This window comes from Paraburkholderia sp., assembly GCF_036488505.1.
GTDB lineage: Bacteria > Pseudomonadota > Gammaproteobacteria > Burkholderiales > Burkholderiaceae > Paraburkholderia.
Genome location: NZ_DASXHN010000115.1, coordinates 1 through 21108, shown reverse-complemented (window position 1 = coordinate 21108; position 21108 = coordinate 1). Strand labels below are relative to the sequence as shown.

Annotated in this window: 23 protein-coding genes; 8 read left to right on the top strand and 15 right to left on the bottom strand. The window is 65.7% G+C overall.

Annotated features, from left to right (window positions below; translation table 11 throughout):
• From rplM to erpA, 3 genes are all read left to right on the top strand, one after another.
• Positions 1 to 365 (top strand): 50S ribosomal protein L13 (gene rplM / locus VGH68_RS06360; RefSeq protein WP_331602690.1); only part of this gene is annotated, 365 nt, incomplete at its 5' end.
• Positions 366 to 376: 11 nt separating this feature from the next.
• Positions 377 to 769: a 30S ribosomal protein S9 gene (rpsI, locus tag VGH68_RS06355; RefSeq protein WP_331602689.1), complete on the top strand. Its 393-nt coding sequence runs from the start codon at positions 377 to 379 to the stop codon at positions 767 to 769.
• 231 nt (positions 770 to 1000) lie between these two features.
• Positions 1001 to 1366, top strand: a complete 366-nt coding sequence (gene erpA, locus VGH68_RS06350; RefSeq protein WP_331602688.1) for an iron-sulfur cluster insertion protein ErpA — start codon at positions 1001 to 1003, stop codon at positions 1364 to 1366.
• 159 nt (positions 1367 to 1525) lie between these two features.
• On the opposite strand, the gene VGH68_RS06345 is transcribed toward erpA, so the two are convergent.
• Positions 1526 to 2656, bottom strand: coding sequence for an anhydro-N-acetylmuramic acid kinase (locus VGH68_RS06345; RefSeq protein ID WP_331602691.1), 1131 nt, complete (start codon positions 2654 to 2656; stop codon positions 1526 to 1528).
• Positions 2657 to 2890: 234 nt separating this feature from the next.
• Here VGH68_RS06345 and tyrS point away from each other — a divergent pair, with 234 nt between their 5' ends.
• The 3 genes from tyrS to VGH68_RS06330 all read left to right on the top strand — a co-directional run bounded on the left by tyrS (position 2891) and on the right by VGH68_RS06330 (position 5514).
• Entirely contained in the window at positions 2891 to 4135 is a 1245-nt protein-coding gene (gene tyrS, locus VGH68_RS06340; protein ID WP_331602686.1) for a tyrosine--tRNA ligase, read from the top strand.
• A gap of 76 nt (positions 4136 to 4211) precedes the next feature.
• A complete protein-coding gene (gene dtd, locus VGH68_RS06335) occupies positions 4212 to 4670 on the top strand; it encodes a D-aminoacyl-tRNA deacylase (protein ID WP_331602685.1) in 459 nt (152 codons plus the stop codon).
• A gap of 169 nt (positions 4671 to 4839) precedes the next feature.
• Entirely contained in the window at positions 4840 to 5514 is a 675-nt protein-coding gene (locus VGH68_RS06330; RefSeq protein WP_331602684.1) for a histidine phosphatase family protein, read from the top strand.
• Positions 5515 to 5551: 37 nt separating this feature from the next.
• Here VGH68_RS06330 and VGH68_RS06325 read toward each other — a convergent pair whose 3' ends face one another.
• The 4 genes from VGH68_RS06325 to ruvC all read right to left on the bottom strand — a co-directional run bounded on the left by VGH68_RS06325 (position 5552) and on the right by ruvC (position 8854).
• Positions 5552 to 6526 (bottom strand): oxygenase MpaB family protein, encoded by a 975-nt coding sequence (locus tag VGH68_RS06325; RefSeq protein ID WP_331602683.1) that lies wholly within the window; start codon positions 6524 to 6526, stop codon positions 5552 to 5554.
• 20 nt (positions 6527 to 6546) lie between these two features.
• On the bottom strand, positions 6547 to 7608 hold the full coding sequence (gene ruvB, locus VGH68_RS06320) for a Holliday junction branch migration DNA helicase RuvB (protein ID WP_331602682.1): 1062 nt from the start codon (positions 7606 to 7608) through the stop codon (positions 6547 to 6549).
• A gap of 30 nt (positions 7609 to 7638) precedes the next feature.
• The gene (ruvA, locus tag VGH68_RS06315) at positions 7639 to 8220 is read right to left on the bottom strand and encodes a Holliday junction branch migration protein RuvA (protein WP_062124619.1); all 582 of its coding nucleotides are present in this window, start codon (positions 8218 to 8220) and stop codon (positions 7639 to 7641) included.
• A 91-nt stretch (positions 8221 to 8311) separates the two neighbouring features.
• On the bottom strand, positions 8312 to 8854 hold the full coding sequence (ruvC, locus tag VGH68_RS06310) for a crossover junction endodeoxyribonuclease RuvC (protein WP_331602681.1): 543 nt from the start codon (positions 8852 to 8854) through the stop codon (positions 8312 to 8314).
• Between the two features lie 129 nt (positions 8855 to 8983).
• Here ruvC and VGH68_RS06305 point away from each other — a divergent pair, with 129 nt between their 5' ends.
• The gene (locus VGH68_RS06305; protein WP_331602680.1) at positions 8984 to 9223 is read left to right on the top strand and encodes a hypothetical protein; all 240 of its coding nucleotides are present in this window, start codon (positions 8984 to 8986) and stop codon (positions 9221 to 9223) included.
• A 166-nt stretch (positions 9224 to 9389) separates the two neighbouring features.
• On the opposite strand, the gene purH is transcribed toward VGH68_RS06305, so the two are convergent.
• The 5 genes from purH to VGH68_RS06280 all read right to left on the bottom strand — a co-directional run bounded on the left by purH (position 9390) and on the right by VGH68_RS06280 (position 15280).
• Positions 9390 to 10955, bottom strand: coding sequence for a bifunctional phosphoribosylaminoimidazolecarboxamide formyltransferase/IMP cyclohydrolase (purH, locus tag VGH68_RS06300; RefSeq protein ID WP_331602679.1), 1566 nt, complete (start codon positions 10953 to 10955; stop codon positions 9390 to 9392).
• Between the two features lie 46 nt (positions 10956 to 11001).
• The gene (locus VGH68_RS06295; protein ID WP_008919619.1) at positions 11002 to 11235 is read right to left on the bottom strand and encodes a Fis family transcriptional regulator; all 234 of its coding nucleotides are present in this window, start codon (positions 11233 to 11235) and stop codon (positions 11002 to 11004) included.
• Positions 11232 to 12293 carry a tRNA dihydrouridine synthase DusB gene (gene dusB / locus VGH68_RS06290; protein WP_331602678.1) on the bottom strand — a complete coding sequence of 354 codons (1062 nt, stop codon included), beginning with the start codon at positions 12291 to 12293 and terminating at the stop codon, positions 11232 to 11234. Before dusB ends, VGH68_RS06295 begins: the two co-directional genes overlap by 4 nt.
• A 248-nt stretch (positions 12294 to 12541) precedes the next feature.
• Positions 12542 to 13867, bottom strand: a complete 1326-nt coding sequence (locus VGH68_RS06285; RefSeq protein ID WP_331602677.1) for a UbiH/UbiF/VisC/COQ6 family ubiquinone biosynthesis hydroxylase — start codon at positions 13865 to 13867, stop codon at positions 12542 to 12544.
• A 6-nt stretch (positions 13868 to 13873) separates the two neighbouring features.
• On the bottom strand, positions 13874 to 15280 hold the full coding sequence (locus tag VGH68_RS06280) for an aminopeptidase P N-terminal domain-containing protein (RefSeq protein ID WP_331602676.1): 1407 nt from the start codon (positions 15278 to 15280) through the stop codon (positions 13874 to 13876).
• A 252-nt stretch (positions 15281 to 15532) separates the two neighbouring features.
• Here VGH68_RS06280 and VGH68_RS06275 point away from each other — a divergent pair, with 252 nt between their 5' ends.
• A complete protein-coding gene (locus tag VGH68_RS06275) occupies positions 15533 to 16147 on the top strand; it encodes a glutathione S-transferase C-terminal domain-containing protein (RefSeq protein WP_331602675.1) in 615 nt (204 codons plus the stop codon).
• A gap of 200 nt (positions 16148 to 16347) precedes the next feature.
• Here VGH68_RS06275 and lnt read toward each other — a convergent pair whose 3' ends face one another.
• The 5 genes from lnt to VGH68_RS06250 form a co-directional block, all read right to left on the bottom strand.
• Complete coding sequence (lnt, locus tag VGH68_RS06270; RefSeq protein WP_331602674.1) at positions 16348 to 18075, bottom strand: apolipoprotein N-acyltransferase; 1728 nt, start codon at positions 18073 to 18075, stop codon at positions 16348 to 16350.
• A gap of 70 nt (positions 18076 to 18145) precedes the next feature.
• Positions 18146 to 19051, bottom strand: a complete 906-nt coding sequence (locus VGH68_RS06265; protein ID WP_331602673.1) for an HlyC/CorC family transporter — start codon at positions 19049 to 19051, stop codon at positions 18146 to 18148.
• 298 nt (positions 19052 to 19349) lie between these two features.
• Positions 19350 to 20060 carry a gamma-glutamylcyclotransferase gene (locus tag VGH68_RS06260; protein ID WP_331602672.1) on the bottom strand — a complete coding sequence of 237 codons (711 nt, stop codon included), beginning with the start codon at positions 20058 to 20060 and terminating at the stop codon, positions 19350 to 19352.
• Positions 20061 to 20120: 60 nt separating this feature from the next.
• A complete protein-coding gene (ybeY, locus tag VGH68_RS06255; RefSeq protein ID WP_331602671.1) occupies positions 20121 to 20582 on the bottom strand; it encodes an rRNA maturation RNase YbeY in 462 nt (153 codons plus the stop codon).
• A 138-nt stretch (positions 20583 to 20720) separates the two neighbouring features.
• Positions 20721 to 21108, bottom strand: a 388-nt coding sequence (locus VGH68_RS06250; protein WP_331602670.1) for a PhoH family protein, incomplete at its 5' end; no start/stop codon positions are given.

The window sequence follows — 21108 nt, the reverse complement described above, 5'->3', positions numbered from 1 at the left end:
ATAAGGTTCTCGGGCGTGTCGCCAGCGAAGTGGCACACCGTCTTCGCGGCAAGCACAAGCCTGAATTCACTCCGCACGTCGACACCGGTGATTTCATCATCGTTATCAACGCCGGCAAGCTGAAGGTCACGGGCAACAAGGTTACCGACAAGAAGTACTACCGTCACTCGGGTTACCCCGGCGGTATCTATGAAACGACGTTCGGCAAAATGCAGGAACGCTTCCCGGGCCGCGCGCTCGAGAAGGCTGTCAAGGGCATGCTGCCGAAGGGCCCGCTGGGCTACGCGATGATCAAGAAGCTGAAGGTCTACGCAGACGCAACGCATCCGCATTCGGCACAACAGCCGAAGGCGCTCGAGATCTAAGGGGAGCCCACATGATCGGCAACTGGAATTACGGCACGGGCCGCCGCAAGAGCGCCGTCGCACGTGTGTTCATCAAGGCAGGCAAGGGCGATATCGTTGTGAACGGCAAGCCCATCGCCGACTACTTCTCGCGCGAAACGTCGCTGATGATCGTGCGTCAGCCGCTGGAACTCACTAACCACGGCGCCACGTTCGACATCAAAGTCAACGTGACCGGTGGCGGTGAAACGGGTCAAGCCGGCGCGGTTCGCCACGGCATCACCCGCGCGCTGATGGACTATGACGCAACGCTGAAGCCGCAACTGTCGCACGCTGGCTTCGTTACGCGCGATGCGCGTGAGGTCGAACGTAAGAAGGTCGGCTTCCACAAGGCACGTCGCCGCAAGCAGTTCTCGAAGCGTTAATCGTTTCGGGCGCGAACCGGCCTTCCAGCCGGTTCACAGCGAAAGCCGCCGACGCTTATGCGAAGGCGGCTTTTTTCATGGCTTGTCCGGGCTGGCGAGCGAGTCTTGGAACGACGCTCCAGTGAATCGATGCGCGGCCACTCAGAGAGAAGAACCCATTGATTTTGTGGGCTTCAGCACGATATTCCGATCAGCCCTACAATAGCGGCTAAAGCTTTTTGGAGAGCTCGAATGAACGCAGTCACCGATACCCCCGTAACCGAGATGCCGGCCCCCTTCGTTTTCACTGACGCAGCGGCTGACAAGGTCAAGCAACTGATCGAAGAAGAAGGCAATGCGGACCTCAAGCTGCGTGTGTTCGTGCAGGGCGGCGGCTGCTCGGGCTTTCAGTATGGTTTCACCTTCGACGAAGCGATCAACGAAGACGACACGGTGATGAACAAGAGCGGTGTCCAATTGTTAATCGACTCGATGAGCTACCAATACCTGGTCGGTGCTGAGATCGACTACAAGGACGATATCAACGGCGCGCAGTTCGTCATCAAGAATCCGAACGCGTCGACCACCTGCGGTTGTGGCTCATCGTTCTCGGTCTGAGCGCAACGACTAGTCAAGCAGTAAAAAACGGGGCTTCGGCGTGATGCCGTTCAGTCGCTTGATTGAACGGCATTAGGCTGCGGCCCCGTTTTTTATTTTGCGACCGCCGCCGGAAACGCGCGCGGCGGCGCGAGCGGGACCCCGTCGCACCGGACCGCCTCAGCGCGGATAGATCGCGCCCAATACCCTCTCCCCTGCCGCGCCGGTCACACTGGGCAGGTTACCGGACAGCCGCGCCACACAGCGCATTGCGAGCCACGCGAACGCGAGCGGCTCGACCTGGCTTGGCGGCACGCCAAGCGCATCCGTCGTCAGCACCGATACACCACTCGTGCCGCTGTCTTCGAGCGCCTGCTGCAACGCCGTCATCAGTTCCGGATTGCGCGCGCCGCCGCCGCACACATAGACCGCGCGCGCGTCGGACGCATGCCGCTCGATTTCGCGCGCGACCGTCACCGCTGTCAGAGCGACTAGTGTCGCTTGCACGTCGGCGGGAGCGAGGCCGGCGAACGGCTGAAGTTTCGCATCGAGCCACGCGGTGTTGAACAGATCGCGGCCGGTGCTTTTCGGTGGCTGCTCCGAAAAAAACGGCTCGTCGAGCAACGCGTTCAGCAACTCGCGATTCACATTGCCGCTCGCCGCGAAATGGCCGTTCTGGTCGAACGGCTTGCCGAGATGGCGCTCGACCCATGCATCGAGCAGCGCGTTCGCCGGCCCGCAGTCGAAGCCGCGCACGCCGCCCGTCGCGTGCAGAATGGTGATATTGCTGATGCCGCCCAGATTGCACACCACGCGCGTTTCGTTCTTCGCGCCGAATATCGTCGCGTGAAAGGCGGGCACGAGCGGCGCGCCTTGGCCACCGGCGGCGACGTCGCGGCTACGAAAATCGGCGACCACATCGATATGCATCATTTCCGCGAGCAGCGCCGGGTTGTTGATCTGCCGCGTATAGCCCTTTTCCGGCCGGTGTCGCACCGTTTGCCCGTGCACGCCGATCGCGCGGACGTCCTCCGCGGCCACGCGGCTGTCCCGCAGCAAATCGTGGCAGCACACGGCATAGCGCGTCGCGAGCGCGTTGGCGGCCAGCGCCTCGCGCTCGATCTCGTTGTCGCCCGGTTGCTGAAGCGCGAACAGCGCCTCGCGTACGCCGGCGGAAAAACCGACGAACGCCTCGGCCAGCACTTCAGGCGGCTTCCCTTTGGCAAACCGGACAGCCACGCCGTCCACGCCGTCCATGCTCGTTCCCGACATCAATCCGAAATAGATGCCGTCTGCGGGGTCTTGCGCCACGTCGTTGCTCCTGTCGAGGTTCATTGCGATTCGTTCTAGCAGATTATCGACGCAAGCGCGGCTGAAAGTAAGCGCGTCACCGCCGCGACGACTGCCGCGCGATATGCAGCTCACCGCCGAGCGCGTCTTGCCTGTCGGGATCGCGCGCCAACGCGCAGCCTGAGTCGCTTGAGTGGGCGCGGCGGCGCGCATCTATGGGACAATCCTGTTTTTTCGCGACTTCACGTTTCCAGCATGAGCACCGAGTCCACCAAGCCCGCCCCCGCCTTTCCGATCACCGACGAAGTCCGTCATGCCCTGGCTGTCACCAAACGCGGTATCGACGAACTGTTGATCGAAGACGAATTCGCGCAAAAGCTCGCAAGGAGCGCGGCTACGGCCCGGCCGCTGCGCATCAAGCTTGGGCTCGATCCGACCGCGCCCGATATCCACATCGGTCACACGGTGGTGCTCAACAAGATGCGCCAGTTGCAGGACCTCGGTCACACGGTGATCTTCCTGATCGGCGATTTCACGTCGCTGATCGGCGACCCGTCCGGCCGTAACGCGACCCGCCCGCCGCTCACGCGCGAGCAGATCGAATCCAATGCGAAGACCTATTTCGAACAGGCCGCGCTCGTACTCGATCGCGACAAGACCGAAATCCGCTACAACAGCGAATGGTCGATGCCGCTTGGCGCCGACGGCATGATCAAGCTCGCGTCGCGCTATACCGTCGCGCGGATTCTCGAGCGCGAGGACTTCACGAAGCGCTTCCAGAGCGGCGTGCCGATTTCGATCCACGAATTCCTGTACCCGTTGATGCAAGGCTACGACTCGGTCGCGCTCAACGCCGACCTCGAGCTCGGTGGCACTGACCAGAAGTTCAACCTGCTGGTCGGCCGCGAGCTGCAAAAGCAGTACGGCCAGGAACCGCAGTGCATCCTGACGATGCCGCTGCTCGAAGGGCTCGACGGCGTCGAAAAGATGTCGAAGTCGAAGAACAACTACATCGGTATCAGCGAAAAGCCGAGCGACATGTTCGGCAAGCTGATGAGCATTTCCGATACGCTGATGTGGCGTTACTTCGAGTTGCTGTCGTTCCGTCCGATGGACGAGATCGCCGGTTTTAGAAAAGAGATCGAAGCAGGCCGCAATCCGCGCGATTTCAAGGTGATGCTGGGTCAGGAAATCGTCGCGCGCTTTCACTCGCCCGCCGACGCCGAGCGCGCGCTCGAGGACTTCAATCATCGCGCGAAGGGTGGTGTGCCCGACGATATTCCGGCGGTAACGCTCGCGGGTGCGCCGCTCGCGATCGGCCAGCTGCTGAAGCAGGCGAACCTCGTGCCGTCGACGAGCGAAGCGCTGCGCAATATCGAACAGAGCGGCGTGAAAATAGACGGCGCGACGGTCTCCGACAAGGGGTTGAAGGTCGAAGCGGGCGAATATGTCGTGCAGGTCGGCAAGCGCCGCTTTGCGCGCGTCACGCTGACGGCTTGAACCTCCCCGCGACGCTGACGATGACGATGACGAACGCAATCGCGATACAGCGCGCGCCGGTCGCGGGGCCGGGGCCATGATCGCGCTGATCCAGCGGGTGCGGCGCGCCGAAGTGCGCGTCGCCGACCGCGTGACCGGGGCGATCGAAGCGGGGCTGCTGGCGCTCGTCTGCGCCGAGCGCGGTGACACCGACGCGTCCGCCGACCGCCTGCTCGCGAAAATTCTCGGCTATCGGGTATTCAGCGACGCGGCCGGCAAGATGAACCTGTCGGTGCAGAATCTCGACGGTGCCGGGCGGGTGGGCGGCTTGCTGCTCGTGTCGCAGTTCACACTCGCGGCCGATACCAACAGCGGCCTGCGTCCGAGCTTCACGCCTGCCGCGCCGCCCGACGAGGGCAAGCGCCTGTTCGACTACTTCGTCGCGGCGGCGCGCGCGAAGCATCCGATTGTCGAGACCGGCGAGTTCGGCGCGGACATGCAGGTCTCGCTCGTCAACGACGGGCCGGTCACATTCTGGCTGCAGACGAAGGCCTGAACTTCCCGTGCGTCCCGGCCCACGCTCAATACCTTCGGCACCCCGCGCGCGTGCATCGAACCTGCTGCGGCGCCCGGTCGTGGTGCCCACCGCGCGCACCGGCCCGCTCGCCGCTTTTTGCGACCATAACGGCCCGGCATAGTCGGCGAACGGCTCTCCTGTTCTTCTCATGACCACGCAGATTCTGTTTATCCGACACGGCGAAACTGACTGGAACCGCGCGAAGCGCATCCAGGGCCACATCGACATTCCGCTGGCAACGACCGGCGTCGACCAGGCGCAACGTCTTGCCTGGCGCATCGCGGACGACGTGAAGCACGGCGCGCGGCTTGATGCGATCTATTCGAGCGATCTGCTGCGCGCGTTGCAGACCGCGCAGCCCATCGGCGACGCGCTTGGCTTGCCGCTACAGTTGCGCGAGAACTTGCGCGAGCGCTCGTACGGCGCCTTCCAGGGCCACGACAGCGACGAGATCGCGCTTCGCTTTCCGGACGAATACGCGCAATGGCAAACTCGCGATCCGGCTTTCACGCCGCCCGCGGGCGAATCGCAGCGCGTGTTCTACCACCGCATCGTCCATGCGATCGAGCCGTTGATCGCCGCGCATCCGGGCGGGCGGATCGCCTGCGTCGCGCACGGTGGCGTCCTCGATTGCGTACGCCGCTTCGCGTGCGGCTTGCCGCTCGATGCGCCGCGCGATTATCAGTTGCTGAACACGAGTGTGAACGTCGTCGATTTCGATGACGGCCACGCGACGATCGTCTCGTGGGCGGATATCTCACACCTCGATGCGAGCAGCGTGGCTGATGACGGGTTTGCGAAGGCGGCCGCGCCAGGCCGGTGAAGCGAACGCAGCGAGGCCCCGCAGTAGCCTTGGCCGATCAGTCCTGCTCTCGGACCGCCGCCGCCCGCCTGCGGGCCCGCTTCGACACGCCGTTGACCAGCGCCCAGCGAATCACCGGCGCCACGAGCCGCACGCCCGGTCGCGCCAACCTCCGGCGCAGCGCCGCGTAGCGGTTCAAGCCGAGCATCGCCTGCGCCCACACCGGTAACAGATCGACACCCGCGTTGAGCATCAGCGTGCCGGCGGGCCGCATCGCGAGGCTGGGCGCCGGCGCATTCATCAGAATGCTGACGACTTCACGGGTGCGCTCACTTGCCACCAGCGCGGGGCGCATCGCGAGCAGGTACGCATCGATCTCGGCGCGCGAGCGCGGAATCTCGGTGGCGCCGAGCATTTCGGCGATGCGCGCGGTTTCCGCGAAATATCGATCCTGGTCGGCCACGGACAGCAGCGGATTCACATAGCGCAGATGCGCGGTCATGAAGCTCGACACTTCCGCGACGTGCACCCAGGTCAGCAGCGCGGGCTCGCTCGCGCGATACGGCTGGCCGTCGGGCGCGACGCCGGTCACGCCGAGATGAATCGACTTCACGCGCTCGATCAGCGCGAGCGCATCGTGCCGGCTGCCGTACGTCGTGCCGGCGATGAACGTCGCGGTGCGGCGCAGGCGTCCGAGAATGTCGCTGCGAAAGCTCGAGTGGTCCCACACGCCGGCGAGCGCCAGCGGATGCAACGCCTGCAGCAGCAGCGCGCTGATGCCTCCCGCCATCATCGACGTGAAGTCGGCGTGGACTTGCCAGCAGACGGAGTTCGGCCCGAACAGGCCGGGGTCGCCCGGCGGCGACGAGTAGTCGAGCATGGGGCCGCTGCCGGTCGTCAGATGCGTGATACCGGCCGCGAGCCGCGCGCGCAGCCGCTGCGTGAGCGCCTGCGCGAAGTTGCCGGATGCGCCGCTCGGCGCGCTGCTGGATGAGTTGGGGGAGGAGCCGGTCTGGCGGGGCTGGTCGGACATCCTGATCGCTCTCGCGCGGCTCAGTTCGCCGGATCCCACAAGCCCGGCAGCGTGCTCGACGCATCCGGCGCGCTCAGACCGAAGTGCCGGTAGGTGAGCAGCGTGGCGATGCGCCCGCGCGGCGTGCGTTGCAGGAAGCCTTGCTGGATCAGATACGGTTCGAGCACGTCCTCGATCGTGTCGCGCTCCTCGCCGATCGCCGCGGCAAGGTTGTCGACCCCGACCGGGCCGCCGTCGAACTTGTGCAGAATCGCTTCGAGCAGTTTGCGGTCCATCAGATCGAAGCCGACCGCGTCGACGTCGAGCATCTTCAGCGCCGCGTCGGCCACCTGAGCGGTTATGTTGCCGTCGGCCTTGACTTCGGCGAAGTCGCGCACGCGGCGCAGCAGCCGGTTGGCGATACGCGGCGTGCCGCGCGCGCGCCGGGCGATTTCAAACGCGCCGTCCGGATGAATCTGCGCGTTCAGCAGCGACGCCGAACGCGTGACGATGCGCGCCAGTTCCTCGGCGTTATAGAACTCGAGCCGCGCGACGATGCCGAAGCGGTCGCGCAGCGGGTTAGTCAGCATGCCCGCGCGGGTGGTCGCGCCGACCAGCGTGAACGGTTGCAGGTCGAGCTTCACGCTGCGCGCGGCGGGACCTTCGCCGATCATGATGTCGATCTGATAATCCTCGAGCGCCGGGTACAGGATTTCCTCGACGACCGGCGAGAGCCGGTGGATTTCGTCGATGAAGAGAACGTCGTTCGCTTCGAGATTGGTGAGCAGCGCGGCGAGGTCGCCGGCCCTTTCAAGCACCGGTCCCGACGTTTGCCGCAGATTGACGCCCATCTCGCGCGCGATGATGTGCGCGAGCGTGGTCTTGCCGAGGCCTGGCGGCCCGAACAGCAGCACGTGATCGAGCGATTCTGAGCGGCGTCTGGCGGCTTCGATGAAGATTTCGAGCTGGCCGCGCACCTTTTCCTGGCCGACGTATTCTTCGAGCTGGCGCGGGCGCAATGCGCGTTCGAATGCTTCTTCGTTCGGCGACGCAGGCGTGGCCGCGATGATGCGCTCGGCGGCGAGTTTGTCGGTTTCGATCATGCGGCCATTGTAACGCGCGCGGGTGGTGCGTCAGCCCTTCGACAGCGCCTTCAGCGCGAGCTTGATGCCCTCGGACACGCCAGTGCCGGCCGGCACGTTCTTGATCGCCGCGAGCGCTTCTTTCTCGGAGTAGCCGAGCGCGAGCAGCGCGTTGAGGATGTCGGATGCGTGGTCGGATGCCGACGCCGCGCCCGCCATCGCGCCGAGGTCGGCGCCGAGCTTGCCCTTCAGTTCGAGCAGCAGCCGCTCGGCGGTTTTCTTGCCGATGCCGGGCACGCGCGTCAGACGCGCCGCGTCCTGCATCGTGACGGTCTGCGCGAGTTCGGCCACGCTCATCCCCGACAACACCGCGAGCGCCATGCGCGCGCCGATGCCGGAGATTTTCAGCAGTTCGCGGAAGGTCGCGCGTTCCTGCGCGGTGCCGAAGCCGTACAGCAGATGTGCGTCCTCGCGCACGATCATCTGCGTGAGCAAAACGATGCGCTCGCCGGTCGACGGCAGGTTGTAGAACGTGCTCATCGGCACGTCCACTTCATAGCCGACGCCGTTGCAGTCGACGAGCAGATGCGGCGGGTTTTTTTCCAGCAGAACGCCGGCAATGCGACCGATCATGGCGGAGTCAATGGTGAGAGTCGGGTGGAAAAGGGCGAGTGTAGCGCAGCGAATCGGCGGCGCGTACGCGGTGGTCGGGCGGGGTGCTTGGCTATCCCACCAGGCGTCCGCGCCGCACCCGCAGTCCCTTTTTCGCTAGCGCCGGTGCAATGCCGCCGAGCGTGCTCAAGATCGTGCCGCCGTGCGCGTGGCAGATCGCCATGCCGAGCGCGTCGGCGGCGTCGGTGCCCGGCACGCCCGACAGGCTCAGCAGACGCACGACCATTTGCTGCATCTGCTCCTTGGTCGCGCGGCCGTAGCCGACGACGGCCTGCTTCAGTTGCAGCGCCGTGTATTCCGCGACCGGCACGCCACCGGCGACGAGCCCGCAGATCGCCGCGCCGCGCGCCTGACCCAGCAGCAGCGTCGACTGCGGATTGACGTTGACGAACACTTTTTCGATCGCCGCCTGATCCGGCGAATGCTCGCGGATCAACGTGGAGATACCTTCAAAGATGGTGCCGAGCCGCGAAGGCAGATCGGCGTCGGCGGTGCGGATCACGCCGCTCGCGACGTAGGTGAGCGCGTGGCCATGTTGTTCGATCAGGCCGAAGCCGGTCACGCGCAGGCCGGGGTCGATGCCGAGAATTCTCATAAGGTGCCGCAGATGCGATAAAAACCAGGTGCCTGCGATACTACAACGAACGCACCGCGCGGCGTCCGCGGATAGTCGGGGCCGGCGGAATAAAAACTGCTGGCGTTTTGCGCGAGGAGGCGATTGCAGATGCAGCGTTACGGCAATCTCAGTGGCGATTCAGGTGTCGATGCGTATGAAATCGGTGACGATTTCATCAAGGTGCGTTTTCGGACGGGCGTCGCCTATTGGTACACAGAACGAAGTGCCGGCGCAGCGCATGTCGCCGTGCTCAAGCGTCTTGCGCGGCGAGGGCAGGGTCTGGGCACATACATCAGCCAGCATCCGGAAGTGCGGGATGGTTATGAGAAGAAGGATCCCGACGATTGAGCGCAGCCGTCGAGGTCGCCGCCACAACCGAGCGAAAAAACAAACGGCCCGGCGGAAAATCCACCGAGCCGTTTTCTGGCGGCCATTCCGGTTACCGCCGCGTTACGCTGTGACGGTCACGGCAACCGCGAAAAACGCAGCCGCCGTTGCCAAGGCCCTCGTGATCTCAATGCCGGAAGTGACGCACGCCCGTCAGCACCATCGCGATATTGTGCTCGTCCGCCGCGCTGACCACTTCGTCGTCGCGCATCGAGCCGCCGGGCTGGATCACGCAGGTCGCGCCCGCGGCCACCACCACGTCGAGACCGTCGCGGAACGGGAAGAACGCGTCCGACGCGACCGCCGAACCGTTCAGCGTCAGGCCGGCGTTCTGCGCCTTGATGCTGGCGATGCGCGCCGAATCCACGCGGCTCATCTGGCCCGCGCCGACGCCCAGCGTCATGCCGCCCGCGCAGAATACGATCGCATTCGACTTCACGTACTTCGCGACGCGCCATGCGAACAGCAGGTCGTCCATTTCCTTTGGCGTCGGATGCCGCTTCGTCACCACCCGCAGCTCGCGCGGCTGCACGTTCTTCGAATCGAGTGACTGCACCAGCAGCCCCCCGCCAACGCGCTTCAGATCGAACGTGTTATGGCCTTCGCCTAGCGCGATTTCGAGCAGACGCACGTTCTGCTTGGCCGCGAACAGCTGGCGCGCTTCGGCGCTGAACGACGGCGCGATCAGCACTTCGACGAACTGCTTCGCGACCGCTTGCGCAGCGGCCTGGTCGACTTCACGGTTGAACGCGATGATGCCGCCGAATGCCGAGGTCGGATCGGTCTGGAACGCCTTCGAGTACGCTTCGTGCGCATCCGCGCCGATCGCGACGCCGCACGGATTCGCGTGCTTGACGATCACGCAGGCCGGCACGTCGAAGGTCTTCACGCATTCCCACGCCGCGTCGGAGTCGGCGATGTTGTTGTAGGACAGCGCCTTGCCCTGCAACTGGTTGTAGTTCGCGAGCGCGCCGTCCGGCACCGTCAGGTCGCGGTAGAACGCCGCGCTTTGATGCGGGTTCTCGCCATAGCGCAGATCCTGCACCTTCTCGAACGCGATGTTGAAGGTCGCCGGATACGTGTTGCGCGACGAGTGCTGCAGCTCGTCGGTGAGACTCGTCAGGTAGTTCGTGATCGCGCCGTCGTATTGCGCGGTGTGCGCATAGACCTTCGTCGCGAGACGGAAGTTGGTCTTGTACGACACCGTGTTGCCGTTCGCGCGCATCTCGTCGAGCACGACCGCGTAATCCGCCGGATCGACCAGGACCGTCACGTCGCGGTGATTCTTCGCGGCCGAGCGCAACATCGTCGGGCCGCCGATGTCGATGTTCTCGATCGCGTCTTCGAGCGAGCACTCCTCTTTCGACACCGTCTGCACGAACGGGTACAGGTTCACGACCAGCAGGTCGATGGTCGGGATGTCGTGCTTCTGAAGCGCGGCCATATGCTCGGGCAAGTCGCGACGCGCGAGAATGCCGCCGTGCACCTTCGGATGCAGCGTCTTCACCCGCCCGTCGAGCATTTCCGGGAAGCCGGTGTAGTCGGCGACTTCGGTGACGGACAGGCCCGCGTCCGCGAGCAGCTTCGCGGTGCCGCCGGTCGACAGGATCTTGATGCCGAGCTCCGACAGCGACTTGGCGAAGTCGACGATGCCGGACTTGTCGGAGACGGAGATGAGCGCTTGCTTGATCATGATGAAGACGAAAAGCCGAAGGGGAACGTGGCAGGAGCGCCAGGAACTACAGCAAACCGTGTTGTTGCAGCTTCTTGCGCAGCGTATTGCGGTTGATGCCGAGATACTCGGCGGCCAGCGACTGATTACCGCCGGCCTGCTCGAGCACCACTTCGAGCAAGGGTTTTTCCACGCATGAAATGACCATGTCGTAGACGTCGTGCGGATTGGAGCCGTCGAGGTCCTGGAAATACACATCCAGGCTGTCGCGGACAGATTGTTCGATATTGTTCTTGCTCATGCTGCTAGTCGGTCGGTGTGGTCCTCGCCCTGGCTGTCGGCTGATTCGTCGACGTAGACGAGGCGTTCTGAGATCGCCTTCTGTGCGTCAAAAAACTCGTTGACGGCGACGAGTTGTTCGCGCGTTGTGTCCAGCGTATTCATGCGATGCCGGAACAGGTTGGCGCCGGAAAGGCCGCGAGTGTACCAGCCGATGTGCTTGCGCGCAGTGCGCACGCCGGTAAATTCCCCGTAGAACGCGTAGTGATCTTCGAGATGCTCGTTCATCACCTGCTGGATTTCGTCGATGCGCGGCGGCGGCAGCAGTTCGCCGGTTTGCAGAAAGTGCTCGATCTCACGGAACAGCCACGGCCGGCCCTGCGCGGCGCGGCCGATCATGATCGCATCCGCGCGAGTGGCGGCGAGCACTTCGCGCGCCTTTTGCGGCGACGCGATATCGCCGTTCGCGACCACCGGAATGCCGACTGCCGCTTTGACCGCGGCGATCGTTTCGTACTCGGCGTCGCCGTGATACAGGTCGGCGCGCGTGCGGCCGTGCACGGTCAACATCGAGATACCGGCTGCTTCGGCGAGACGGGCGACATTCAGTGCGTTCCTGTTCTCGCGATTCCAGCCGGTGCGGATTTTCAGCGTGACGGGCACCGCGTCGGGGCCGACGCCGACAGCGTTCACGACCGCCTCGACGATGCGCTGCACGAGCGGTTCATTCTGTAGCAGTGCGGAGCCCGCGGCGACGTTGCAGACCTTCTTGGCCGGGCAGCCCATATTGATGTCGATGATCTGCGCGCCGTTCGCGACGTTGTAGCGCGCGGCTTCGGCCATCATCGCGGGATCGGCGCCGGCGATCTGCACCGCGATAGGCTCGACTTCGCCGTCGTGGTTTGCGCGGCGCATGGTTTTTTCGCTTTTCCACAACTGCGCGTTCGACGCGACCATCTCGGACACCGCGTAGCCGGCGCCGAGCCGTTTGCACAGCTGGCGAAACGGCCGGTCGGTCACGCCGGCCATCGGGGCGACGAACAGGTTGTTACGCAGATTGTGAGAGCCGAGAGTGGGCATGCCGTGAGCGTGCGCGGGCGGCTGTGCGATTTAACAATCGGCGCCACCGCGAAATGCGAGGGAAAACGGCCATTTTAGCGTTAACAGATAAGCGGAACCCGCCATCTGTATCTCGTAACCCGTTAAATCGTCTATGAAAGTCATGCTAATAGAGCCGGGCGCGCGGCTCGAGCGCGCCGCGCGCCAGTATGAAAAGTCGTCGCGGCGCGTGGCGGTCGAGGGCGCGCGGCGCAGCGCGCCCGATGCGGCTAGCGGCGCTGGCCGAACATCATCTGCCGCGCGAGCGCGGTCTTCACCGGTGGCACGAACTCCAGCGCGGTGAGCGCAAGACCGCGCAGCACAGCGAGCGGCGCGAAGTCGACGGTAAACAGCCGCGCGAGCGTGTCCGTTGAGCCGATCGTCAGGCGCCGGTCGAGCGCGCGGCGTCGCGCGAATGTCGCGAGCGCGAGCGGCGTCGGGCCTTCGGCCGACAGCGCATCGGCGAGCGCGTGCGCGTCGCGCAACCCCAGGTTCAGGCCTTGGCCTGCGACCGGATGCAGCGTCTGCGCCGCATTGCCGATCGCGACGATGTGGCCGTGCACGAGCGTGTCGGCGGCGTCGAGTCCGAGCGGGAAAGACGCGCGTCCGGCGATGTGGGTAAAGCGTCCCATCCGATCGCCGAACGCGGCGTCGAGTTCGCGCAGAAACGCTTCATCGCTCAGTTGCGCGCGGCGCGCGGCTTCGTCGGGGGCGCAACACCAGACGAGCGCATAGTCGGCGCCCCGCACGCCGCCTATTGGCAGCAGCGCGATCGGGCCTTGCGACGTGAAGCGCTCCCACGCGACATGCGGGCGCGGCGCGGACACGGTGACCGTGCCGACCAGCGCGGTCTGGCGGTAATCGCGCGAGCTGATGCCGCCGACTTTACCGACTGCGCCGCTTGCGCTGGCGACCGCGTTGGCTGCGGTTTCGGCGGCGCTCCCGGCCGCCTCGGCCAGCGCTTTGCCGGCACTGTTCCCCGCGCGGCCGCCGCGCTTCTGGTCGCCGAATACGCCGCCCTCGGCGTTCACCAGAATGCGCGTGCGCAACTGCCGCGTGACGCCCGCGGTGTCGATCGGCAGCGTCACGCCGTCGAGCTCCTGAGCCGGCGCGCCAGCCGACGTCGAGCGGAACCAGTGGACCGGCGTCGCGCGCACCGCGTCGGCGAGGCCGTGCACGATCGAGCCGTAGCGCAGCACATAGCCGAGCGCGGGCAAGCCGTGTTCGCGGTGATCGATCAGCGTGCGGCCGAAGTGGCCGCGCTGCGACACATGGATGCGTTCGATCGCGGTTGCGTCGGCGGGCCAGCGCAGCGGCTCGAGGATCATCCGGCTGCCGTGCGACACCGCGATCGCGCGCGGATCGGCGATCGAGTCTTCCGGTTCGCGCGCGTCGACCAGTGCGATTTTCAGTTCCCGGGTCACGCTGCGGCGCGCGAGCCAGCCGGCCAGCGCGAGGCCGACCGGCCCGGCGCCGACGATCGTCACATCGAAATCGAATGCTTGCCGGTGCGAGGCGGGCTTGAGGATCACCGCCGATGGAGAGGCCTGGTTCATCGTGCTTCAGCTCCCCGTTGCGTGCACGGCCCGCGCTTCCTGCATCAGCGCTTCGATCTCGGCGGCGGCCACCGGCACGTCGCGCGTGATCAATTCGCAGCCGCCGCGCGTCACGATCGCGTCGTCTTCGATGCGGATGCCGATGTTCCAGTAGCGCTCGGGCACGCCCTCTGCCGGCCGGATATAGAGCCCCGGCTCGATCGTCAGCGTCATCGACGGATGCAGCGTGCGCCACGGCAGTGCGCCCGTCTCGTCGCGCGGTGCGCCGCGCTCGCGGTAGTCGCCGCAGTCGTGCACGTCCATGCCGAGCCAGTGGCCGGTCCGGTGCATGTAGAAAGGCGCGTAGGCGCGCTCGGCGATCACGTCGTCGACCGACGCGAATTTGTCGCGCGCGACGATGCCCGTATCGAGCAGCCCTTGCGACAGCACCCGTACCGCCGCCTGGTGCGGCTCGTCGAAACTCACGCCGGCGCGCGTCGCATCGATCGCGGCCTGCTGCGCGGCCAGCACGATGTCGTACAGCTCGCGCTGCGCGGGCGCGAAGCGGCCGCTCGCCGGGAACGTGCGGGTGATGTCGGATGCGTAGCCGTCGAGTTCGCAGGCCGCATCGATCAGGATCAGATCGCCGTCTCGCGCGCTCGCGTTGCCGGCCGGGTAGTGCAGCACGCAGGCGTTCGCGCCCGCTGCGACGATCGACGTATAGGCCGGCGCCTGCGCGCCGAGCTTGCGGAACGTGTACAGCAGCTCGGCCTCGAGTTCGTATTCGCGGATGCCGGGGCGGCACGCGGCCATCGCGCGGCGATGCGCTGCCGCGGAAATCTGGCCGGCGCGGCGCATGATCGCCAGTTCGTGGTCGTCCTTGATGAGCCGCATCTCGTCGAGCAACGGCAGCAGATCGCGCGCGGCAGTGGGCGCCGCGATACCGCCGCGGCCTTGCGCGCGCACCGCGTCGAGCCAGCGGCGCACCCGCTCGTCGAGCTGGGCCGACGTGCCGAGCGCGTAGTGCAGCGACGGCTGGTCCGCGAGAAACCGCGGCAATTGCGTGTCGATATCGTCGAACACGAACGCGGCGTCGAAACCGAACGCGTCACGCGCGCCGTCCGGCCCGAAGCGGAAACCCTCCCACGTCTCGCGTTCGACGTTTTTCTCGCGGCAGAACAAGATCGATGCCGGTGCGCCGGGCGGCGGGTTCGCGACCAGCACGAGCAGCGCCTCGGGCTCGGTGAAGCCGGTCAGATAGTAGAAGTAGCTGTCGTGCCGGTACGGATAATCGGCGTCGCGGTTGCGTAGCGCTTCGGGCGCGGTCGGCACGATGGCGACGCCGCCGCCCGCGGCGCGTAGCGCGGCGAGGACGCGCTCGCGGCGCGTACGGTAGACGTCGATGGCGAGGGTGGGTTCGGTCGGCTGGTTCATCGTGCGATTGTAGCGCTGCGTTCAGGCGCTCACCGGCACTCGCGCCCGCCGGGTTGCGCGGTGGCGCAAGTCCCTGATCCGTCATTCCATGCACCCGGTCACTTTGGGCGAATAGTGACGGTCTGATGACCGCAGGCGTGTTGCAATCCGCCCACAGCGGGTCTACGGGCAGCTTGCGAAGATGCGGCGCGGCACGCCTGAAAGCCTTAGACCACTTATACTTTCGCCGGATTCAGAAAAAGGCAGATGGTCATGATGAAACTCATCGGTTCGCTCGCCAGCCCGTTCGTGCGTAAAGCGCGGATCGTGCTCGCCGACAAGAAGATCGACTACGAACTTGTGCCCGAAAACGTTTGGGCGCCGGATACCCGGATTCACACGTTCAATCCGATCGGCAAGGTGCCGTGCCTCGTGATGGAAGACGGCGAAGCCGTGTTCGACTCGCGGGTGATCTGCGAATACGTCGATACGCTGTCGCCGGTCGGCAAGCTGATTCCGCAGTCCGGCCGGGAACGCGTCGAAGTGCGCTGCTGGGAAGCGCTCGCCGACGGTGTGCTCGACGCGGCCGTGCTGATCCGTCTCGAAAGCACGCAGCGCGCACCCGAGCAACGGGTCGACGCGTGGGTCGCGCGGCAGCAGCGCAAGATCGACGAAGGTCTGATCGCGATGTCGCAGGGTCTTGGCAGCAAACCGTGGTGCGCGGGCAATCACTACACGCTCGCCGATATCGCGGTGGGTTGCGCGCTTGGCTATCTCGACTTCCGCATGCCCGAGCTGAACTGGCGCGAAGCGCATCCGAATCTGGACAAGCTTTTCCAGAAGCTGGCGCTGCGGCAGTCGTTCATCGATACGGTGCCGGCGAATTGACGCGACTCGATGGATGAATGCGCGGGTTCCGGCGCGTGACGGATGTCCTGAATCGGAACGCCTGCCCGTGAAAAAGAAAATGCGCCTGATATATGTCAGGCGCATTTTTTTTGCGGGCGGCATTTGCGGCGGGCGCGCAAAAGAGCCGCGCGCCATCGCCTACCTGCTGACGCTTACTTAACGCTGTTTACTTCCGCTGCTTACTTGCCGCCATTGCGCCGCCGCACGAACGCCGGTCCGAACGCAAAGCCGAACGCCAGTAGCAGCGCCGACACCGCGAGCACCGTGTTGTTGCCGCTCGTCACGTAAGGCGTATTGCCCGACGTGCCTTGCACCGTCACCTCCAGCGAGCCGATCGTGAACGGCGTGAGGCGGCCGATCACGCGGCCGTTCGCATCGATCGCGGCGGTCATTCCGGTGTTGGTCGCGCGCAGCATCGGCCGGCCCGTTTCGAGCGAGCGCATCCGCGCGATCTGCAGATGCTGGTCGAGCGCGATGGTGTCGCCGAACCACGCGAGATTGGTCGAGTTGACCAGCACGCCCGCCGGGGTCGCATTCTCGCGCAGCGTGCGCGCGATCTCCTCGCCGAAGATATCCTCATAGCAGATGTTCACGGCGACCGGCTGGTTATGCACCATGAACGGCTTCTGCACCGGCGCGCCGCGGAAAAAGTCGCCGAGCGGAATGTTCATCAGATTGACGAACCATCGGAAGCCCCACGGCACGAATTCGCCAAAGGGCACGAGGTGATGCTTGTCATAGCGGTAGATGTCGTGCGAACGGGGCGTGACGCCGAACAGGCTGTTCGTGTAGTCGATCACCCGGCCGTCGGGCGTGATCGTGCCGCCGATCGCGCCGAACAGGATCGCGCTGCCGGTCGAATCCGAGAACTGGCGGATCGCCGCCGCGAACGGCGGCGGCAACTGCTGCGCGAGCACCGGAATCGCGGTTTCCGGCGTGACGATCAGATCGGCGGGCTTCGCGGTGATCATCTGCTGATATTCGTCGACCGCTGCGCGCAGGCCGGCTTCCTCGAACTTCATCTCCTGCTTGACGTTGCCCTGTAGCAGACGCACCGTCAGCGGCGCATTCGCGGGCGTGGTCCACTGGATCAGCGGCAGCAGCAGCCCGATGACGATCAGCGCAAGCGCGACGCCGGCCGGCAGCGCGCTGGGCGCGACGCGGCGTGGCGAGGTCTGGCCGGCGGTTGCCGCGCTGGCGCTAGCGGCGCCCTGCGCGGCGCGCGCGGAGGGTGGCCGCATCCATGGCAGCAACGCCTGCACGATCAGCGCGGCCGCGAGCGCGACCATCCAGCCGACGCCATACACGCCGACCACCGGAGCGTATCCGGCGAACGGGCCATCGACCTGCGCATACCCGGCGGCCAGCCACGGGAAGCCGGTAAACACGGTGCCGCGCAGCCATTCGCCGATCGCCCACGCGCTCGCGAAGGCCAGCGCGCCGTGCCAGCTCGGCGAGAACGGCTGCCGGTTGTCCGCCGCGCCGTTGCGCGCATGCCCCGCGCACAACGACCACACGCCGGCGGCCAGCGCCGGATAAATGGCCAGATACAGCGAAAACAGCAAGAGCGCGGCGCCGGCGAGCGGTGCCGGCATCCCGCCGAAGAAGTGCATGCTGACGTACAGCCACCACACACCGGTGACGAAGTTGCCGAAGCCGAACGCACCGCCCGTCAGCGCCGCGCTTTTCCAGCCGCTGCTGCGCGTCAGCCACGCGAAAAAGAACACGAAGATTGCGAGCTGCAGCCAGCCGCCGTGCGGCGTGGGCGCGAACGACAGTGTATTGAGCGCGCCGGTGGCCAGCGCGACGAGGTAGTGCCACAGCGGCAGCGCGCGGCTGCCTGTGTCGCCGGCGGGGGCAGCGGCGCTCAGGTCGCGCCGCGAACGGGTAGTGATCGGGTCGGCCATTGTTGCGCGGTCGGCGTCGGAAGTTGAAAAAACGGGCGGGAAGCCAGTAAGGTGAGCGAAAGCCGGCGGCTCAGGTCTGCACGTGCTGCGCGTCGCGCTCGCGCTGGCCCGCGAGCGGGTCGCGGCGCACCAGCAGCATATGGATCTGGCGGGCGTCGCCGCGCAGGATCTCAAAGATCAGATCATCCAGACGCACTTTTTCGCCGCGATGCGGCACGCGGCCGAAGTGATGCGTGACGAGTCCGCCGATGGTATCGACTTCGTCGTCCGAATAATCGGTGCCGAAGGTTTCGTTGAACTGCTCGATCTCGGTCAGCGCGCGCACGCGAAAGCGTCCGTCCGGCGACGCGATGATGTTGCCGCTTTCCTCGTCGAAATCGTATTCGTCCTCGATGTCGCCGACGATCTGCTCGAGCACGTCCTCGATCGTGATCAGGCCCGCGACCCCGCCGTATTCGTCGACCACCACCGCGAGGTGGTTGCGGTTCACGCGGAAGTCGTGCAGCAGCACGTTCAGGCGCTTGGATTCGGGGATGTAGACCGCCGGGCGCAGCATCCCGCGCACGTCGAATTCCTCTTCCGCGTAGTAGCGCAGCAGATCTTTGGCGAGCAGCACGCCGATGATGTTGTCGCGATTGCCCTCGTAGACCGGATAGCGCGAGTGCGCCTTTTCCAGCACGTACGGGATGAATTCGGCGGGATTGTCCGCGATGTTGATCGCGTCCATTTGCGCGCGCGGCACCATGATGTCGCGTGCGCTCAATTCCGAGACCTGGAACACGCCTTCGATCATCGACAGCGAGTCGGCGTCGATCAGGTTGCGCTCGTGCGCGTCCTGCAGAATTTCCAGAAGTTCGGCGCGCGAGTCGGGCTCGGGAGAGATGAAGTCGGTCAGGCGCTCGAGCAGCGAGCGCTTTTCCTGCGGTTTGTCGAGTTGGCGTCCGGTGTGGCGTCGACTGGGATACGTGTCGTTCATGGTAGTGCGCCCGGCAAGACTGGGCGCGCTGTTGCAGTGCATTAAGGATACACCAGGCACATGGCGGAACCGTGTCCCGCCGGCCTTGGCGATGAGTGAAGCGTTGGGTGAAACGGTCGCGCCGCGGCGGCGGCGCGTAAGGCCATCCTAACCGATTACCAATGGAAAAGCGCTTCTGGGCAAAAAAGTCGCGCACGCGTTCGGATAGCTTGGGCGGGCGCGCAGCAGCGTATCGCGACGGGCGCCGCTGACGGGCGATGTGCCCGGTGACGCGGCTCGCGCGAGACAGCGCTGGGATTCACCCGCGTGCCGGGCCGCTAGCCGGCGAAGCCGCGTCCGGGCTCGCGTCGCGCCCCGGCGCGCCGCAGCGCGCGAGCAGCGCTTCGAGCGCGCGATCGGGCATCCCGCTTTCGCGCAGCGCATGCACGGTGCGGCTCACGTAGTCGAGCGTCGTGCCGTAGCGGCCGCTCGCGCAGCCAAGCACCGCCCGGATGATGTCGTCACGCAGCTTGCCGGTGTAGCTCGGCACGTCGCGGCGCATCACGAACGCGAGCGCGTCGACGCGCCGGCCGTCCGCGAGCACGCAGGGCAGCCACGCAGGGCGGTATGAGCCCATCGGCATTTCGCGGCGCCACAGTGCTTCGAGATGCGGCATCGCGCCCTCGGCGGCGAGCCGGAATGCCATGCCGGTGCACGAGCCGCCGCGGTCGAGCGCGAGCACGAGGCCGGGCTGCTCGGGGGTGCCGCGATTTACGCGCGACCACAGATACAGTCCGCGGTGATAGCCATGCACTTTCGAGCGCGTCGTCTCGGCGATCGGCAGGCCCGGGTTCCAGATCAGTGAGCCATAGCCGAACAGCCACAGATCGGTCTTGCGGTCCCAGTCGCGCAACGTGCATTCGAGCGACGCGCGCAGCTCGTCGTCGGTCAGCAGCCGCGAATCACCGAGCGTCGGCGGATAGTCCGGACAGCGCGTGAAGGTATCGGCTTCGGGGGACGGGGTGCTCACGGTAAGTTCGTTCGTGGTTGGCGGGCAGCAGAGAGCAAAAGGCGCATGAAAGCGCAACGCCTATTGGTAAGGATCCGGAAACCCGAGCTTACCCAGGATGTCGGTTTCGATCGCCTCCATTTCCTCGGCTTCCTGTTCGACTTCGTGGTCGTAGCCCTGCGCGTGCAGGGTACCGTGCACGAGCAGGTGCGCATAGTGCGCGGCGAGCGGCTTGCCCTGCTCGGCGGCTTCCTTTTCGACCACCGGGCAGCAGAGGATCAGATCGCCGCTCACCGGCTCGGCTTCCGATTCGGCATACGCGAAGGTCAGCACGTTGGTCGCATAGTCCTTGCCGCGATAGGCGCGGTTCAGCTTGCGGCCTTCGTCGGCGTCGACGAAGCGCACCGTCAGTTCGCCATCCGCGAACAGCGCGGCCTTGATCCAGCCGGCCACGGTCGCGCGCGGCAGCAGCGCCTTGTGTTCCGGCCAGGCTTTGGCGGCGGGGAATTGCAGGTTTAACGTCAGTTTCGGGGCGCGGCTCATGCGGTGTGGGGGTTCAGCGTTCGTAGCGGGTGCGTGGCGGGCGGCGGTGGCGGTTCGCTCGTGGCAGCGGCGGTCTCGATCAGAGGGCCGGAGGGCGGCGGTCGGTCGCGTCGCGTCGCCTGCCCTGGCGCCCGCGCGTCACCGCGAATCGGCCGGAGCCGGCACCTTCTGCGAATGCGCATCGTACGCCTCCACAATGCGCGCGACCAGCGGATGCCGCACCACGTCCGCGCTCGTGAAGCGCGTGAGCGCAATGCCGCGCACGTCCGCGAGCACCTGCTGCGCCTCGATCAGTCCGCTCTTGTGGCCGCGCGGCAGGTCGACCTGGGTCGTGTCGCCGGTGACGACCGCTTTCGAGCCGAAGCCGATGCGCGTGAGGAACATCTTCATCTGTTCGGGCGTGGTGTTCTGTGCCTCGTCGAGGATGATGAACGCGTGGTTCAGCGTGCGGCCGCGCATGTACGCGAGCGGCGCGATTTCGATCATCTGCCGCTCGAACATCTTGGCGGTCTTGTCGAAACCGAGC